The organism is Pseudomonas parakoreensis, assembly GCF_021602155.1.
GTDB classification, from domain to species: domain Bacteria; phylum Pseudomonadota; class Gammaproteobacteria; order Pseudomonadales; family Pseudomonadaceae; genus Aquipseudomonas; species Aquipseudomonas parakoreensis.
In genome coordinates this window covers 39427-55235 of the sequence record NZ_BQHY01000009.1, presented here as the reverse complement: position 1 = coordinate 55235, position 15809 = coordinate 39427, and the positions used below count along the sequence as shown (strand labels likewise).

Below are 15809 nucleotides of genomic sequence, written 5' to 3'. Positions count from 1 at the left end.
TGGCCTCAGGAATTGTGGGCGGGCGGCTATTCGCGAGCAGGCTCGCTCCCACATTCGACCGCGTTCCCCTGTGGGAGCGAGCCTGCTCGCGAAAGCGGCAGTTCAGCCACCGCAGGAACCAACAGAATTCAGGAAGGTGCTTTATGACCACAGCCAATGTTTACCAACAACGCCCGACCACCGGTGCCCGTGCCGAGTCGTCGCTGCACCATGCCGACCTCGCCAGCCTGGTCGGCAAGGGGCGCAAGAACGCCGGCGTCATCGTGCGTGAAAAGAAACTCCTCGGTCACCTGACCATTCGTGGCGATGGTCACGATGCCGCATTCGCCGCCGGTGTACACAAGGCACTGGGCATCGAATTGCCCGGCGCCCTGAGCGTGATCGTCAAAGGCGAAACCAGCCTGCAATGGATGGGCCCGGACGAGTGGCTGCTGATCGTGCCAAGCGGTGAAGAATTTGCGGCCGAACAGAAACTGCGCGAAGCGCTGGGCGACCTGCACATCGCGATCGTCAACGTCAGCGGCGGCCAGCAAGTGCTCGAACTGAGCGGGCCGAACGTGCGTCAGGTGCTGATGAAATCCACCAGTTACGACGTGCACCCGAACAACTTCCCGGTCGGCAAAGCAGTGGGCACGGTGTTCGCCAAGTCGCAGCTGATGATTCGCCACACCGCTGAAGACACCTGGGAACTGCTGATCCGCCGCAGCTTCTCGGATTACTGGTGGTTGTGGTTGCAGGATGCTTCGGCCGAGTACGGCCTGAGCGTGCAGGCGTAACACTAAGTGGTTGCCGCGATTGCTTCTTGTGGCGAGGGAGCTTGCTCCCGCTCGGCTGCGAAGCAGTCGCAAAAAACTGCGAGCGCATTCTTTCTGGAAGAACGCGGTTGCTGATTTTAGGGTCGCTTCGCAACCCAGCGGGAGCAAGCTCCCTCGCCACAGAACTCATTCGCCACAGAGTTCACTCTGCTCACAGATGTTGAAACAGGAGTCACCGCACCATGAGCCGCGCCCCAGACACATGGATTCTGACCGCCGACTGCCCCAGCGTGCTCGGCACGGTGGACGCGGTGACGCGTTTTCTGTTCGAGCAGGGTTGCTACGTCACCGAGCACCATTCGTTCGATGACCGGCTCTCGGGTCGTTTCTTCATTCGCGTGGAATTCCGTCAGCCCGACGGCTTTGACGAACAGTCCTTCCGCGCCGGCCTCGCCGAGCGTGGTCAGGCGTTTGGCATGATCTTCGAGCTGACTGCGCCGAACTACCGGCCGAAAGTGGTGATCATGGTCTCCAAGGCCGATCACTGCCTCAACGATTTGCTCTACCGCCAGCGCATCGGCCAGTTGTCGATGGACGTGGCGGCGGTGGTGTCCAACCATCCGGACCTCAAGCCGCTGGCCGACTGGCACCAGATTCCCTACTACCATTTCCCCCTCGACCCCAACGACAAGCCGTCGCAGGAGCGTCAGGTGTGGCAGGTGATCGAAGAGTCCGGCGCCGAACTGGTGATCCTCGCCCGTTACATGCAGGTGCTGTCACCGGAGTTGTGCCGCAAGCTCGATGGCAAGGCGATCAACATCCATCACTCGTTGCTGCCGGGGTTCAAGGGTGCCAAGCCGTATCACCAAGCCTACAACAAGGGCGTGAAGCTGGTCGGCGCCACGGCGCATTACATCAACAACGACCTCGACGAAGGGCCGATCATCGCCCAGGGTGTCGAGGCCGTGGATCACAGTCATTACCCGGAAGATCTGATTGCCAAGGGGCGCGATATCGAAGGCCTGACTTTGGCCCGGGCCGTGGGTTATCACATCGAAAGACGGGTGTTTTTGAACGCCAACAGAACCGTTGTTCTTTAGATCGCCATCGCTGGCAAGCCAGCTCCCACAGGGATTTGTGTCGTACACAATTTTTGAGTTCCACCCGAAACCCGTGGGAGCTGGCTTGCCAGCGATGAGGCCATAACAGGCAACACAACAATCAGCATCTGTACCCGAGCACTTAACGCGCTGCCTGCCTGGGCAACGCGGTTCCATAAAAACAACAGCGAGGTGAAAGCATGTCTGGCAATCGTGGTGTGGTGTATCTCGGCGCTGGCAAGGTCGAAGTACAGAAAATCGACTATCCGAAAATGCAGGACCCGCGCGGCAGGAAGATCGAACACGGGGTGATCCTGCGTGTGGTGTCCACCAACATTTGTGGCTCCGACCAGCACATGGTGCGCGGCCGGACCACGGCGCAGACCGGTCTGGTGCTGGGCCATGAAATCACTGGCGAAGTGATCGAGAAGGGTTCCGACGTCGAGAACCTGAAAATCGGCGACCTGGTCTCCGTACCGTTCAACGTGGCTTGCGGGCGCTGCCGTTCCTGCAAGGAGCAACACACTGGCGTCTGCCTGACCGTCAACCCGGCCCGCGCCGGCGGTGCTTACGGTTATGTCGACATGGGCGACTGGACCGGCGGCCAAGCTGAATACGTGCTGGTGCCGTACGCCGACTTCAACCTGCTGAAACTGCCGGATCGCGACAAGGCCATGGAGAAAATCCGCGACCTGACCTGCCTCTCCGACATTCTGCCGACCGGCTATCACGGTGCGGTGACGGCGGGCGTTGGCCCGGGCAGCACCGTGTACATCGCGGGCGCCGGCCCGGTCGGTCTGGCCGCTGCGGCCTCGGCGCGCTTGCTGGGCGCGGCGGTGGTGATCATCGGCGACGTCAACACCATCCGCCTGGCGCACGCCAAGGCTCAGGGTTTTGAAGTGGTCGACCTGTCCAAGGACACGCCGCTGCACGAGCAGATCGCCGCACTGCTGGGCGAACCGGAAGTCGATTGCGCGGTGGACTGCGTGGGCTTCGAAGCCCGCGGCCACGGACATGACGGGGTGAAAGCCGAAGCCCCGGCCACCGTGCTCAACTCGCTGATGGGCGTGGTGCGCGTCGCCGGCAAGATCGGTATTCCGGGCCTGTACGTGACCGAGGATCCGGGTGCTGTAGATGCCGCCGCGAAAATGGGCAGCCTGAGCATCCGCTTCGGTCTGGGCTGGGCCAAATCCCACAGCTTCCACACCGGCCAGACCCCGGTGATGAAATACAACCGCCAGCTGATGCAGGCGATCATGTGGGACCGCATCAACATCGCCGAAGTGGTGGGTGTGCAAGTCATCAGCCTCGACCAGGCGCCGGAAGGCTATGGCGAGTTCGATGCCGGTGTGCCGAAGAAGTTTGTGATCGATCCGCATCGGTTGTTCAGTGCGGCGTAAGTAAAAAGGGCGACCCACGGGTCGCCTTTTTTAGATCAAAAGATCGCAGCCTTCGGCAGCTCCTACAGGGATCGATGGAGGAGCTGCCGAAGGCTGCGATCTTTGATTTTTGCATTCAGAGGGCTGCCAAAGCGCCCTGATACAGCACTGGCCCGGTCGGCTGCCCGGTCGGCGACCCACCTTGCGGCTCCAGACTCACCGCCAGCGCAATCGGCTGGCCGATCAAGGCTTTCTGCGCCGCGCTCAGTTCAACCTTGCCTTTGCCGCCTGCAGGAATCACCCCCAGCGAAATCGGCTTGCCATCGGCGGGTATCGCCCACAGTTCCAGGCTGCGATCTGGCCCGACTGCCGCCAATGTCAGCGGTTCGACTTGCAGATAGTCCGCATGCGCCTCGACCTTCAGCGCCGGTTGCGCGTCGGCGCTCAGCAGGGTGGCGCGGTAGCGGGCGTCGTCGCGGTTGTACAGGGAGCCGAGGAATACCAGGACCACGATTGAGCAGAGTGCGGCGGTGACTCGCAGCCAGTTCCAGAACGGACGTTTTTCCGGGACGTGCAGCACTTGCGGTTCGATGCGTGCAGTAATACCTTGCCACACCCGATCCGGCACCGGTTGCTCCGGCAATGTATCGGTAAGGCTGGCGAGGCTCTCCTGCCACTGCGCCAACTCGGTTCGCAGTGCTGCATCGTCCAGCAGCAATTGTTCAAAGCGCCGACGCGCCGCCGACGACATCAGGCCGATGGCGTAATCGGCAGCGAGGGCGCGGCGCAGGGCAGGGGTCTGGTAGTTCATGATTCAAGGCACCTGCGCAGACGTTCCATGCCACGGCGAATCCACGATTTCACCGAACCCAGCGGCGCGGCCAGGTGTTCGGCGAGTTCCGCGCAGGACAGGCCCTGAAAGTAGGCGACGCTGATCGACTGGCGCTGCATGCCGTCAAGGGTGTCGAGGCAACGGTGCAGCGCGCTGGCTTCGCGGCTGCTGTTCAGCAGGTCGTGGGCCGAAGGGCCTTCGTCCGGCAGGGTCTCCTGTTCGAAGTCGGTCAGCGGCCGGTCACGCTGTTTGCGTAACTGGTCGATGGCCTGGTGGCGAGTGATGTTGATCATCCAGGTCAGCGGCGCCGACAAATGGGCTTCGTAGCGCGAGGCGTTGTTCCAGATGCGCACGAAGCTTTCCTGCAGCACGTCCTCGGCCAGATCTGCCCGGCCCATGAAACGCAAGGCGACACCGTGCAAGCGCGGGCCGACGCTGCGATAGAGGGTTTCGAATGCACGCCGATCGCCCAGTGAACACTGGGCCAACAATTGGCGCAACTGATCGGTGTCGGCGGTGGAAATGACGTTTCTCCAGACCATGTGCCGGTGGCGAGGGCGCTGCTCGGGCTGTTCACAGGCTAGTTCAGCGACAGCGCTTGTGCCATTCATCTCGGATTATCCACGGTTTCACGTTTTATATACGTGGCTATCCTGAAAATGGATGCGCCGGCGAGGAACATGCCAGCGCAAACCCGGTCAAATCGGCAGTTTTGCCGCCCATAAGCGGGCGGTTACCACAGCGCAAGAGGATGTCTGAATGAAGATTTCACGCGGTATGGCCTTTGCTTCACTGATGACCCTCGCAGCGAGCCCGGTGTTTGCCGGTTTCAGCTTGAACGATGTCGCCGGTGCAGTCTCGGGGATGCAAGGGGGGGACAAGGCTGCCGCCGCTGCACCGACTTCGGAAACCGCTGGATTGCTGAGTGCCTTGAGTGCGCTGAACGTCACGCCCCAGCAAGCTGTAGGGGGAACCAGTGCGATGTTGGGCCTGGCCAAGAACCAATTGAGCAGCACCGATTATTCGCAGTTGGCCAAAGAAGTGCCGGGCATCGACAAACTGTCGGGCGGTAGCGGTAATCTGGCGGCATTGAGCGGGTTGCTGGGCTCGTCGGGCAAGTCAGCCGGGCTGGAAAATGCGCTGGGCAACGTCAAGACCACCAGCGACCTGAACAACGCTTTCAGTGCGCTGGGCATGGACAGCGGCATGGTGGGCCAGTTTGCCCCGGTGATCCTGCAATACCTGGGTCAACAGGGTGTTGGCGGTTCGCTGTTGAGCAGTCTGGGCAACATCTGGGGCGCCGGCAGCGGCAGCTGATTCAGCTGCGCTCACCGCGCAGTTCGCTGATGCGCTGATCCTTCTCGGTCCAGAGCTGGTTGACCCAGTTCTGGACCTGCTGGCGAAACTGCGGATCGTTCTCGTAATCGCCCTGCGACAGCGCCGGGTCGAGTTCGCGGGTCTGGATGTCGACGATCACCCGCGGCACGCTGCCGCTGATCAGATCCCAGAACCCCGGAATGTTCTCCTGTGGATAAACCACGGTCACGTCGAGCAACGCATCCAGCTGCTCCCCCATCGCCGCCAGCACAAACGCCACGCCGCCCGCCTTGGGTTTGAGCAGGTGCTTGAACGGTGACTGCTGCTGCGCGCTTTTCGCCGCGGTGTAGCGAGTACCTTCCAGATAGTTCACGACCGTTACCGGCTGGCGCTTGAACAGCTCACAGGCCTGTTTGGTGATTTCCAGATCTTTGCCCGCCAGCTCCGGATGCTTCGCCAGAAACGCCTTGCTGTAGCGCTTCATGAATGGGTAATCCAGCGCCCACCACGCCAGACCGAGGAACGGCACCCAGATCAGCTCTTTCTTGAGGAAAAACTTGAAGAACGGCGTGCGCCGGTTGAGGGTCTGGATCAGCGCCGGAATGTCGACCCACGACTGGTGGTTGCTGACCACCAGATACGAGGTGTCACCGCGCAGGTCTGCGCCGCCGCGGATGTCCCACTGAGTGGGGATGCACAGACGAAAGATCAGCTTGTCGATTTCCGCCCAGGTCTCGGCAATCCACATCACCGCCCACGAGGCGTAATCGCGCCAGCGCCCTGGCGCAATCAGTTTGAGCAGGGCAAAGACCATCAACGGCCCGATCAGGATCAGGGTGTTGAGCAACAGCAGCAGGGTGACGAAACAGCCGGTGAGCAGGCGGCGCATAAGCAACTCTATGAAGGCGGATGGGCGCGCCATGATAAGTGGCTTCGGGCGACAGGCCAAATCGGCGGTGACGAATGTTTCACTTTTGGGCGGCTATGCTGGAGCCAATTAGTGAGGCTTGTGCTGGCCCCATCGCTGGCAAGCCAGCTCCCACAAGGATCTCCAGTGCATGTGATTTCTGTGAACGGCAGAGAAAGCTGTGGGAGCTGGCTTGCCAGCGATGCGATATCAAGGGCGAACGAATTCCTTGATGGCTGTCTAAAATCTCGCGTCTGACGCCCTCATTTTCCAAGGAAGCCCTCTACGTGAAATCCCTCCTTGCACTGTTTGCCCTCGTTGCCCTGCCGGTCATGGCCGCCGAACCGACCCTGTACGGGCGTTATGAATACATCGCGCTGCCGGAAATCGGTGGCGAGGTGCTCAAAGCCAAGATGGACACTGGCGCGCTGACCGCCTCGCTGTCGGCCAAGGACATTGAGACCTTCACCCGCGACGGTGAAAACTGGGTGCGCTTCCGCCTCGGCACCAAGGACGCCAGCAACAAGGTCTACGAGCACAAGATCGCGCGGATCAGCAAGATCAAGAGCCGTTCGGACGAAGAGGACGAGGGCGACAGCACCGAAGTTGCCAAACGCCCGGTGGTCGATCTGGAACTGTGCCTGGGAAACGTCAAGCGCACCGTTGAGGTCAACCTGACCGACCGCAGTAACTTCAACTACCCGCTGCTGATCGGTGCCAAGGCCTTGCGCGAGTTTGGCGCCGCAGTGAACCCGGCGCGGCGTTTCACCGCCGACAAGCCAGACTGCTAAGTGGTCTCATTGACGTAAGGTCAGGCTTGGGGCACCGTTCGCGCACTTAACCCATGGGCTCGGACGCCATGCCTCATATCCTGATTGTCGAAGACGAAGCGGCGATTGCCGATACGCTGATTTTTGCCCTGCAGGGCGAGGGGTTCACGACCACGTGGCTGAGCCTTGGCGCCGCGGCGCTGGAGCATCAACGGCAGACCCCGGCCGACTTGATCATTCTCGATATCGGCCTGCCGGACATCAGCGGTTTCGAAACCTGCAAACAGCTGCGGCGCTTCAGTGAAGTGCCGGTGCTGTTCCTCAGCGCCCGGGACGCCGAGATCGACCGGGTGGTGGGGCTGGAGATCGGCGCCGACGATTACGTGGTCAAGCCGTTCAGCCCGCGTGAGGTGGCGGCGCGGGTCCGGGCGATTCTCAAGCGCATGGCGCCGCGTCCTGCGGTTGAAGCGTCCTCGACGCTGTTTCGCATCGATGCCGAACGTGTGCAGATCGTCTATCGGGGACAGCCGTTGAGCCTGACCCGCCATGAATTTCGCCTGTTGCAATGCCTGCTCGAACAACCGCAGCGGGTGTTCAGCCGCGAGCAACTGCTCGACGCGCTAGGCGTTGCCGCCGACGCTGGCTACGAGCGCAGCATCGACAGCCACATCAAAAGCGTGCGCGCCAAATTGCGTCTGGTGCGGGCCGACGCCGAGCCGATCCAGACCCATCGCGGCCTCGGCTACAGCTACAGCCCGGGGCACAGCTGATGTCGCTGGGGCTGCGGATCTTTCTGGTGTATGTGCTGTTTATCGGCCTGACCGGTTACTTCGTGCTCAACACGGTGATGGAAGAAATCCGCCCCGGTGTGCGTCAGTCCACCGAAGAAACCCTGGTCGACACCGCCAACCTGATGGCGGAGATTTTGCGTGATGATTTCAAGGCCGGCACGCTCAGCGAGAACCGCTGGCCCGAATTGTTGCGTGCCTACGGCGAACGCCAGCCGCAGGCGACCATCTGGGGGTTGCCGAAAAATCAGGTCAACCATCGCATCTACGTCACCGACGTCAAAGGCATCGTGGTCCTGGATTCCAGTGGCGTGGCGGTCGGGCAGGATTACTCGCGCTGGAACGACGTCTACCTGACCCTGCGCGGCGCATACGGTGCGCGCTCAACCCGCAGCGATCCGAACGACCCGGCGTCGTCGGTGATGCACGTCGGCGCGCCGATCCGCGACAACGGCAAAATCATCGGCGTGGTCACCGTGGCCAAGCCCAATAGCTCCTTGCAGCCTTACGTCGATCGCACCGAGCGGCGCTTGCTGTTTTACGGTGCCGGGCTGATCGGCCTCGGTCTGCTGTTCGGCGCTTTGCTGTCGTGGTGGCTGAGCCGCGCGCTGCACCGTTTGACCGGGTATGCGCAGGCGGTGAGCGAAGGCCGGCGAGTGGAAGTGCCGCATTACCGTGGCGGCGAACTGGAGCAACTGGCGACGGCGGTGGAACAGATGCGCACCCAGCTCGAAGGCAAGGCTTACGTCGAGCGCTACGTGCACACCCTGACCCATGAATTGAAGAGTCCGCTGGCGGCCATTCGCGGTGCCGCAGAGTTGCTGCAGGATGAAATGCCAGCGATTCAGCGCCTGCGCTTTGTCGGCAATATCGACAGCGAAAGCGCGCGGATGCAGCAGTTGATCGAGCGCCTGTTGAATCTGGCTCAGGTGGAACAGCGCCAGGGTCTCGAGGAGCGCGTGGCGGTGCCGCTGGCGGCGCTGATCGATGAATTATTGCGCGCGCAGGCAGCTCGGATCGAAGGCCGGCGGCTCACGGTCGAGCAGACGATTGCGCCGGATCTGCTGCTGATCGGCGAGCCGTTTCTGCTGCGTCAGGCGCTGGGCAATCTGCTGGACAATGCACTGGATTTCACCCCGGTCGCCGGGTTGCTGCGTTTCAGTGCCGAACGTGTCGGGGAGCAGGTCGAGTTGCGCTTGTTCAACCAAGCGACGGCGATTCCCGAGTACGCCTTGCCGCGCTTGAGTGAGCGATTTTATTCGTTGCCGCGTCCGGACAGTGGGCGCAAGAGCACCGGGTTGGGGCTGAACTTTGTTGAAGAGGTGGTGAAGTTGCATGGTGGGTCGATGCAGATTCGCAATGTCGAGGGCGGTGTGGAAGTGACATTGCGCCTGCCTTGAAACCCTAAAAAGATCGCAGCCTTCGGCAGCTCCTACAGGGAACGCAATCCCAAGGAGCTGCCGAAGCTGCGATCTTTTGATCTTTCCACACAATCTCCACAATCGCCCCACATTCCTCCCACACAGCCCAACCAGACTCCGCCCATCCAAACAGGGAGAGTCCCATGAACAAAAATCTGACCATAAAGCTCGGGGCCATTGCCCTGTTGATCCTGCTGTTGCTGATCCCGCTGCTGATGATCGACGGCATCATCGATGATCGCCAGCAACTGCGCGATGGTGTGCTCGAAGACATCGCCCGCAGTTCCAGCTACAGCCAGCAACTGAGCGGGCCAGTGATGGTGGTGCCGTATCGCAAAGTGGTGCGTACCTGGAAGACCAACGAGAAAACCAGTCAGCGCTATGAAGAACTCGGTGAGGAACGCGGTCGTTTGTACTTTCTGCCGGAACGCTTCGAACTCGACGGCCAGGTGCAGACCGAGCTGCGCGCCCGGGGCATTTACCAAGCGCGATTGTTCCATGCTGACAATCGCATCAACGGGCATTTCTCGTTGCCGGCGCAGTTAGGCATCAAAGAAGACTTTGCCGATTACCAGTTCGACGCGCCGTTTCTGGCGGTGGGCATCAGCGATATTCGCGGTATTGAAAATGCGCTGAAACTGGAACTCGACGGCCAGCGTCTGGACTTTGTGCCTGGCACCCAGGTGGGCTGGCTCGGCGAAGGTGTGCGGGTCACGTTGCCGACACTGGACACCCGCAACGCCACGGAGCTGACCTTCGGTTTCGACCTGCGCCTGCAAGGCACCGGTTCGTTGCAAGTGCTGCCGGTAGGCAAGGCCAGCCACGTCAGCCTGGCGGCGAACTGGCCGCACCCCAGCTTCATCGGCAACTTCCTGCCCGCCAAACGCGAAATCAATGATCAAGGTTTCAGCGCCGATTGGCAGACTTCGTTTTTCTCCACCAACCTGCAAGAAGCGATGAACCGCTGTGTGATGGGCAATGATTGCGAGGCGTTCAACGGGCGCAGTTTTGGCGTGAGCTTCATCGACCCGGTGGATCAGTACTTGAAGAGTGACCGGGCGATCAAATATGCGCTGTTGTTTATCGTCCTGACCTTCGCCGGTTTCTTCTTGTTCGAAGTGCTCAAGAGTCTTGCGGTGCACCCGGTGCAATACGCATTGGTCGGGGTGGCGCTGGCGTTCTTCTACCTGTTGTTGCTGTCGCTGTCGGAGCACATCGGCTTTGCTTTGGCCTATCTGCTGTCGGCCAGTGGCTGTGTGTTGTTGATCGGATTTTATGTCTGTCATGTGCTGCACAGCGTGCGCCACGGCCTGAGTTTTACCGCGGGATTGGCAGCGTTGTATGGCCTGCTGTATGGGCTGCTGAGCGCCGAGGACTATGCGTTGCTGATGGGTTCGCTGTTGCTGTTCGGCCTGCTCGGGGTGTTCATGGTGCTGACGCGCAAACTCGACTGGTACGGGATCGGGCAGAAACCGGCCAAGCCGCTGGCGTTTGATGTGGGGGCGATGCAATGAGCGGGTTGGGATTGCGTGAAGATCAGCGAGAGGTGGAGGTTTTGGTGACGCTGATTGTTGCAGCACTGCCGCCGCAACCCAGGAGGTGCCATCGCTGGCAAGCCAGCTCCCACAGGATTTTTGCTGAAACAGAGGGTTCTGTCATACCCAAATCCATTGTGGGAGCTGGCTTGCCAGCGATGAGGCCAGAACAGGTTCCGCCGATTTAAGGCTTGGGCAGGGTGGCGACCATGGACGGTCGCTGACTCACTTCAAAGAACCAGTTGGCCAATTGCGGATTGGCGCTGCGCCAGTCCAGATCCGGATGACGCAGATCAAGGTAACCCAACGCACAGGCGACGCTGATGGCGGCCACGTCGAAATGGCTGGTCAGCTCGGCGATGGCGTCAGCTTCCAGATAGGCCAGGGCGCGGCGGATCTTCTCGCGCTGGGCCTCGAGCCATTCGTCCCAGTGCTTTTCCGGGGCGCGCAATACCAGTTCGTAACGCACCATCACCGAGGCATCCATGATTCCGTCGGCCAGCGAGGCCAGGGTCAGACGCCGCCACCGGGCCGCGCCGTCGCGGGGGATCAGCGGATTGCCGACATGCTGCTGGTCGAGATATTCGAGGATTACGCGGCTGTCATGGATCACGCTGCCGTCGGCCAGACGCAGGGCCGGGATCTTGCCCAGCGGATTGTCGGCGTTGAGCGCAGCGTCCGGGCTGACCGGGCTGAGCACGCAGTCTTGCAGGGCGACGCGATCCTGCTGGCCGGTCTCATGCAGCAGCACCATCACTTTGCGCACGAACGGGGAGAGCGTGTTGTGGAACAGGGTCATGCTGGGGGCGGACATTGGCAAACCTCGGTGGTCATCGAAGAGCAGGACGTTAGCCTAGCTACAACCACTGTGGCTGGCGAGGAATTGATGGTGTTCGTGAGATCGCCATCGCTGGCAAGCCAGCTCCCACAGTTTTTGCAGCGAACACAAATTTCAGATTCGCCATTAACCCCCGTGGGAGCTGGCTTGCCAGCGATGAGGCCATCACCGACAACACAAAAACTACCTGCGCTGCAACAAACCTCTAATGGCCAGAAACGCCGGTACACCCAGCCCGACCCAGCTCAACGCATCCCAGATCCCATCCCCCAACAACGCCGCAAACAACCCCGCCGCACTCAGCAGCGCAATCACCAGCGGCGTGCTGAAGACCTTCCAGAAATTGCTCTGACGCGGCTTCATGCGGCAGCCTCCACCGTCACCGGTTTCGCCGCTTTACGCCGCACCACCCACAGATACACGCCGCTGCCAAGGACGATGATGGTCAGCACGTCGAGGGTCGCCCAGAGGATTTTCATCGGCATGCCGCCGTAGTCACCGAAGTGCAATGGCTGCGACAGGCCCATGGCGTCCATGTACCACGGGCGCTCGGCCACGGCGGTGACCTGCAGGGTGCCGGCGTCGATCAGCACCGGCGTCAGCAGGTGCGAGGTCAGGTGCGTGCCGCCCTTCATGAACACCGCGTAATGATGCTCGCTGGAAAAACGCGTACCGGGGAAGGCAATGAAGTCCGGGTTCATCCCCGGCGCCACGTCCCGGGCGATGTCGAGCAGGCGGGTGGCCGGTGCCAGTCGGGTCAGCGGCGGGGCATCGCGGTAGGGCGCAACCATGGCAGTCAGCGAGTCGTTGCGCCACGCGGCGATGATCAGATCAGCACAGGCGCTGATCACTCCGGTGACACCGACCACCAGCGCCCAAGTCAATGTAACCACGCCGATCAGGTTGTGCAGGTCGAGCCAGCGCAGGCGGGAAGACTTGTCCTGGCGCACGGTGCCGAACTGCAAGCGGCGCATGAACGGCAGGTACAACACAGTCCCCGAAATGATCGCGACCACGAACAGCAAACCCATGAACGCCAGCAGCAACTTGCCCGGCAGGCCGGCGAACATGTCCACGTGCAGGCGCAGGATGAACAACATCAGGCCTCCGTTGGCCGACGGGGTTTCCAGCGCTTCACCGGTGCGCGCATCGAGCATGAACGTGTGCGAAGAATTCGGCTCGGTACCGGCGGTTTTCGCCATGATGGTCAGCACCGCGTTGGGCTCGTCGTCCTCGAAACCGAAGTACTGCACCACTTCGCCGGGACGATGTTGTTCTGCCGCCTCGACCAGTTGCGCCAGGTTCAGGCGCGGGGTGTCGGCGGGCATTTCGCGCACTTGCGGGGCATCGCCGAGCAGGTGTTCGATCTCGTGATGGAAGATCAGCGGCAGACCGGTCAGTGCCAACAGCAGCAAAAACACGGTGCAGATCAGGCTGGTCCAGGTGTGGATGAACGACCAGCGGCGAATTGTTTTACTTTTCATTTCATGACCTTCAAAAACACCGAAGCCGTCCACGGGGGACGGCCTGGTGACAGGACCTGTTTCAGCTCACGCGCTTACCACTTGTAGGTGGCGCTGGCGACGACGCTGCGCTGGTCGCCGTAGTAGCAGTAGAAGCCGTCGCAGGTGGAGATGTAGTCCTTGTCGAACAGGTTAGTGGCATTGACCGCCACCGATGCACCTTTGAGGCTGTTGTCCAGGCGACCGAGGTCGTAATGCACGGAGGCATCGAACACGGTGTAAGCATTGGCCTTGCCCAGCCAAGTGTTGCCCTGATCGCCGTAGGTGTTGCCGGTGTAACGCACGCCACCGCCGATACCGAAGCCGTCGAGTACGCCGTTGTGCCAGGTGTAATCGGTCCACAGCGAGGCCTGCTGGTTCGGCATGAGCTGCAGGCGGTTGCCTTTGTAGTCGCCTTTCTGCACTTCGGACTTGGCCAGGGTGTAGGCGGCAATCACTTTCAGGTTGTCGGTGACGTCCGAGGTCGCCTCCAGTTCCAGGCCTTTGACTTTCACTTCGCCGGTCTGGCTGGTGATCGGGGTGTTGCCGACGGTGGTGGTGACTGCGACGTTTTTCTGCGTCAGGTCATACACGGCGGCGGTCAGCAGGGTCTTGCTGCCCGGTGGCTGGTACTTGACGCCCATTTCCCACTGCTTGCCTTCGGTCGGCTTCAGCGAACCGGTGGAGGAGGCGTCGGCGCCGGTGGTGGGCTGGAAGGATTCGGCGTAGGAAATGTACGGGACGAAGCCCGAGTCGAACACGTAGCTGAGCGCTGCGTTACCACTGAAGTTCTTGTCGCGCTGGGTGTTGGTCGCATCGGCCTTGTTGAAGAACGTGGTGCCGGTGTGGACCCAGTCTTCACGACCGCCCAGCGTCAGGCGCCATTGGTCGAGGGCCATCTGGTCCTGCACGTAGAGGCCGGTCTGGTAGGTCTTCTGGTCGTAGTCGTAATACGCCGTCGAGCGATCCGGACGAACGATCGGCTGGCCGTAGATCGGCTTCAGCACGTTGGTTTTCAGACCGTCACCGTAGATCGACAGGTAGTTGGTGTTGCTGCGCTGGTGGTCCAGCCCCAACAGCACGGTGTGGCGAATGTCACCGGTGGCGAAGTCGGCCTGGAAGTTGTTGTCCACCGCGAACTGGCTGATGTCTTCGTCAACGCTGGTGCTGGTGCGCCCGACGTTGCCTTGATCGTCCACCAGGGTGTACGGATAAGAACCGACAGTCAGGGCCTGGAACGACAGATCCGACTTGGTGTAGCGCAGGTTCTGCTTGAACTGCCAGACATCGTTCAGCCGGTGTTCAAACGCATAGCCGAGCGCGTAGTAAGTGCGGTCGTAATATTCCCAATCCGGGTCGCCGAGGTTTTTGTGGTGCGAGACGCTACCGAACGGCATGTCGATCTTGGTGCCCTGCACCGGCAGGAACTGGCTGGTAATGCCGGTATCGTCGCGGGTGAACTGGCTCAGCAGGGTGAACCTGGTGTCGTCGTCAATGTTCCAGGTCAGGCTCGGCGCGATGTTGTAGCGCTTGTTTTCGATGTGATCGATCTGCGTGTCGCTGTCGCGCACCACCCCACTGATGCCGTAGAGAAACTGGCCGGCGTCGTCGATCTTGCCGGTGCTGGCGAAGTTGATCTGGCGGTGGTTGTCGCTGCCGTACTGCAGCTGGATTTCGCTGCTGGCGTCGCTGCTCGGGCGCCGGCTGACCATGTCCAGCAGGCCGCCCGGTGGGGTCTGGCCGTAGACGGAGGAGGCCGGGCCGCGCAACAGGGCGAGGCGATCGAGGTTCCAGGTTTCCTGTTTCGGGTTGGCGTACACGCCTTTTGGCAGTGGCAGCCCATCGAGGAACTGGGTCGGCTCGAAGCCACGCACGCGCAGCCAGTCGGCGCGGGTGTCGCTGCCGTAGCTGCTGGCGGTGATGCCCGGCATATAACGCACGGCGTCATCGAGGCTGTGCACGCTGCGGTCGTCCATTTGCTGACGGGTGGCGACCGAGATCGAGCGCGGTGCTTCGACCAGCGCGGTGTCGGTCTTGGTACCGGCGGCGGTGCGGGTGGCGGTGTAGCCCTCGACCGGGCCCCAGGCCGTTTCCAGGTTTTCCACGCCGATCACTGCGGTTTCCGGCAGCGCCAGTGTCCCTTCAGGCACGGCTACCAGGCTGTAGGTGCCAGTGCTGCTTTGTTCCAGTTGCAGGCCGGTGCCTTGCAGCGCCACACGCAGAGCGCCGGCGGCGTCGTATTGCCCGTTGACCGGCGACGAGGTCTTGCCCGCCGCCAGCGATGGATTGAGCGACAGCGCAAGGCCACCCTGGCTGGCGATCTGGTTCAGCGTGGTCGACAGCGGCGCCGCTGGCAGGTTGTAGGCACGCACGCTGGAGGCCTGTTCAGCAGCGAGCAACGGGCTGCTGAGCAGCGGCGCGCTGAAGGCAATGGCGATGGCCAGCAGACTGGGGCGCAACAAGGTGTCTAGCGAACGGGACATGCGAAGGCTCCTGAATGGAAATATTTCTCAATTGCCTGTGTGCCGGACGAGAATTGAAAAGTGATAGGGCTGGATGAAAATAATGTCGATTAACTGGGAGTGGGGCAGCCGATTCGCGTGGCAACATTGGTTTTGTGCAGTTGCGGGCGGCCCCATCGCTGGCAAGCCAGCTCCCACAGGTT

Annotated in this window: 15 protein-coding genes; 8 read left to right on the top strand and 7 right to left on the bottom strand. The window is 61.4% G+C overall.

The genetic code is table 11. The features are described from left to right. The first annotated feature begins 143 nt into the window (after positions 1-143). The 3 genes from L6D63_RS15510 to fdhA all read left to right on the top strand — a co-directional run bounded on the left by L6D63_RS15510 (position 144) and on the right by fdhA (position 3255). On the top strand, positions 144-776 hold the full coding sequence (locus tag L6D63_RS15510) for a sarcosine oxidase subunit gamma (RefSeq protein WP_034155013.1): 633 nt from the start codon (positions 144-146) through the stop codon (positions 774-776). A 221-nt stretch (positions 777-997) separates the two neighbouring features. After that, entirely contained in the window at positions 998-1855 is an 858-nt protein-coding gene (purU, locus tag L6D63_RS15505; RefSeq protein WP_008086918.1) for a formyltetrahydrofolate deformylase, read from the top strand. A gap of 200 nt (positions 1856-2055) precedes the next feature. Continuing rightward, entirely contained in the window at positions 2056-3255 is a 1200-nt protein-coding gene (gene fdhA, locus L6D63_RS15500) for a formaldehyde dehydrogenase, glutathione-independent (RefSeq protein WP_027610665.1), read from the top strand. Between the two features lie 115 nt (positions 3256-3370). Here fdhA and L6D63_RS15495 read toward each other — a convergent pair whose 3' ends face one another. After that, a complete protein-coding gene (locus L6D63_RS15495) occupies positions 3371-4045 on the bottom strand; it encodes an anti-sigma factor (protein WP_131670555.1) in 675 nt (224 codons plus the stop codon). Beyond that, on the bottom strand, positions 4042-4677 hold the full coding sequence (locus L6D63_RS15490; RefSeq protein WP_131670554.1) for an RNA polymerase sigma factor: 636 nt from the start codon (positions 4675-4677) through the stop codon (positions 4042-4044). Before L6D63_RS15490 ends, L6D63_RS15495 begins: the two co-directional genes overlap by 4 nt. 148 nt (positions 4678-4825) lie before the next feature. On the opposite strand from L6D63_RS15490, the gene L6D63_RS15485 reads away from it, so the two are divergent. After that, entirely contained in the window at positions 4826-5383 is a 558-nt protein-coding gene (locus L6D63_RS15485) for a DUF2780 domain-containing protein (RefSeq protein ID WP_047297056.1), read from the top strand. A 1-nt stretch (position 5384) separates the two neighbouring features. Here L6D63_RS15485 and L6D63_RS15480 read toward each other — a convergent pair whose 3' ends face one another. Continuing rightward, positions 5385-6272: an acyltransferase gene (locus L6D63_RS15480; RefSeq protein ID WP_047297055.1), complete on the bottom strand. Its 888-nt coding sequence runs from the start codon at positions 6270-6272 to the stop codon at positions 5385-5387. Positions 6273-6577: 305 nt separating this feature from the next. On the opposite strand from L6D63_RS15480, the gene rloA2 reads away from it, so the two are divergent. From rloA2 to creD, 4 genes are all read left to right on the top strand, one after another. Continuing rightward, the gene (rloA2, locus tag L6D63_RS15475) at positions 6578-7081 is read left to right on the top strand and encodes a retropepsin-like aspartic peptidase RloA2 (RefSeq protein WP_041069928.1); all 504 of its coding nucleotides are present in this window, start codon (positions 6578-6580) and stop codon (positions 7079-7081) included. Between the two features lie 68 nt (positions 7082-7149). Next, positions 7150-7830, top strand: coding sequence for a two-component system response regulator CreB (creB, locus tag L6D63_RS15470; RefSeq protein ID WP_041070160.1), 681 nt, complete (start codon positions 7150-7152; stop codon positions 7828-7830). Then, positions 7830-9248, top strand: a complete 1419-nt coding sequence (creC, locus tag L6D63_RS15465; protein WP_047297054.1) for a two-component system sensor histidine kinase CreC — start codon at positions 7830-7832, stop codon at positions 9246-9248. Before creB ends, creC begins: the two co-directional genes overlap by 1 nt. A 164-nt stretch (positions 9249-9412) precedes the next feature. Further along, a complete protein-coding gene (creD, locus tag L6D63_RS15460) occupies positions 9413-10783 on the top strand; it encodes a cell envelope integrity protein CreD (RefSeq protein WP_131670553.1) in 1371 nt (456 codons plus the stop codon). Between the two features lie 205 nt (positions 10784-10988). On the opposite strand, the gene L6D63_RS15455 is transcribed toward creD, so the two are convergent. From L6D63_RS15455 to L6D63_RS15440, 4 genes are all read right to left on the bottom strand, one after another. Further along, positions 10989-11618, bottom strand: coding sequence for a glutathione S-transferase (locus tag L6D63_RS15455; protein WP_047297052.1), 630 nt, complete (start codon positions 11616-11618; stop codon positions 10989-10991). Positions 11619-11825: 207 nt separating this feature from the next. Next, positions 11826-12005 carry a hypothetical protein gene (locus L6D63_RS15450; RefSeq protein ID WP_047297051.1) on the bottom strand — a complete coding sequence of 60 codons (180 nt, stop codon included), beginning with the start codon at positions 12003-12005 and terminating at the stop codon, positions 11826-11828. After that, complete coding sequence (locus L6D63_RS15445; protein ID WP_131670552.1) at positions 12002-13126, bottom strand: PepSY-associated TM helix domain-containing protein; 1125 nt, start codon at positions 13124-13126, stop codon at positions 12002-12004. The genes L6D63_RS15450 and L6D63_RS15445 overlap by 4 nt, the downstream gene beginning before the upstream one ends. A gap of 74 nt (positions 13127-13200) precedes the next feature. Continuing rightward, on the bottom strand, positions 13201-15627 hold the full coding sequence (locus L6D63_RS15440; protein WP_236170354.1) for a TonB-dependent siderophore receptor: 2427 nt from the start codon (positions 15625-15627) through the stop codon (positions 13201-13203). Positions 15628-15809 lie beyond the last annotated feature (182 nt).

What these genes read in the sequence shown, in the direction of transcription:
- L6D63_RS15440 (WP_236170354.1), bottom strand. Translation starts at nt 15,627, where the DNA reads ATGTCCCGTTCGCTAGACACCTTGTTGCGCCCCAGTCTGCTGGCCATC.
- creB (WP_041070160.1), top strand. Translation starts at nt 7,150, where the DNA reads ATGCCTCATATCCTGATTGTCGAAGACGAAGCGGCGATTGCCGATACG.
- L6D63_RS15445 (WP_131670552.1), bottom strand. Translation starts at nt 13,126, where the DNA reads ATGAAAAGTAAAACAATTCGCCGCTGGTCGTTCATCCACACCTGGACC.
- purU (WP_008086918.1), top strand. Translation starts at nt 998, where the DNA reads ATGAGCCGCGCCCCAGACACATGGATTCTGACCGCCGACTGCCCCAGC.
- creC (WP_047297054.1), top strand. Translation starts at nt 7,830, where the DNA reads ATGTCGCTGGGGCTGCGGATCTTTCTGGTGTATGTGCTGTTTATCGGC.
- L6D63_RS15510 (WP_034155013.1), top strand. Translation starts at nt 144, where the DNA reads ATGACCACAGCCAATGTTTACCAACAACGCCCGACCACCGGTGCCCGT.
- L6D63_RS15485 (WP_047297056.1), top strand. Translation starts at nt 4,826, where the DNA reads ATGAAGATTTCACGCGGTATGGCCTTTGCTTCACTGATGACCCTCGCA.
- L6D63_RS15455 (WP_047297052.1), bottom strand. Translation starts at nt 11,618, where the DNA reads ATGTCCGCCCCCAGCATGACCCTGTTCCACAACACGCTCTCCCCGTTC.
- L6D63_RS15450 (WP_047297051.1), bottom strand. Translation starts at nt 12,005, where the DNA reads ATGAAGCCGCGTCAGAGCAATTTCTGGAAGGTCTTCAGCACGCCGCTG.
- creD (WP_131670553.1), top strand. Translation starts at nt 9,413, where the DNA reads ATGAACAAAAATCTGACCATAAAGCTCGGGGCCATTGCCCTGTTGATC.
- L6D63_RS15495 (WP_131670555.1), bottom strand. Translation starts at nt 4,045, where the DNA reads ATGAACTACCAGACCCCTGCCCTGCGCCGCGCCCTCGCTGCCGATTAC.
- L6D63_RS15480 (WP_047297055.1), bottom strand. Translation starts at nt 6,272, where the DNA reads ATGCGCCGCCTGCTCACCGGCTGTTTCGTCACCCTGCTGCTGTTGCTC.
- fdhA (WP_027610665.1), top strand. Translation starts at nt 2,056, where the DNA reads ATGTCTGGCAATCGTGGTGTGGTGTATCTCGGCGCTGGCAAGGTCGAA.
- L6D63_RS15490 (WP_131670554.1), bottom strand. Translation starts at nt 4,677, where the DNA reads ATGAATGGCACAAGCGCTGTCGCTGAACTAGCCTGTGAACAGCCCGAG.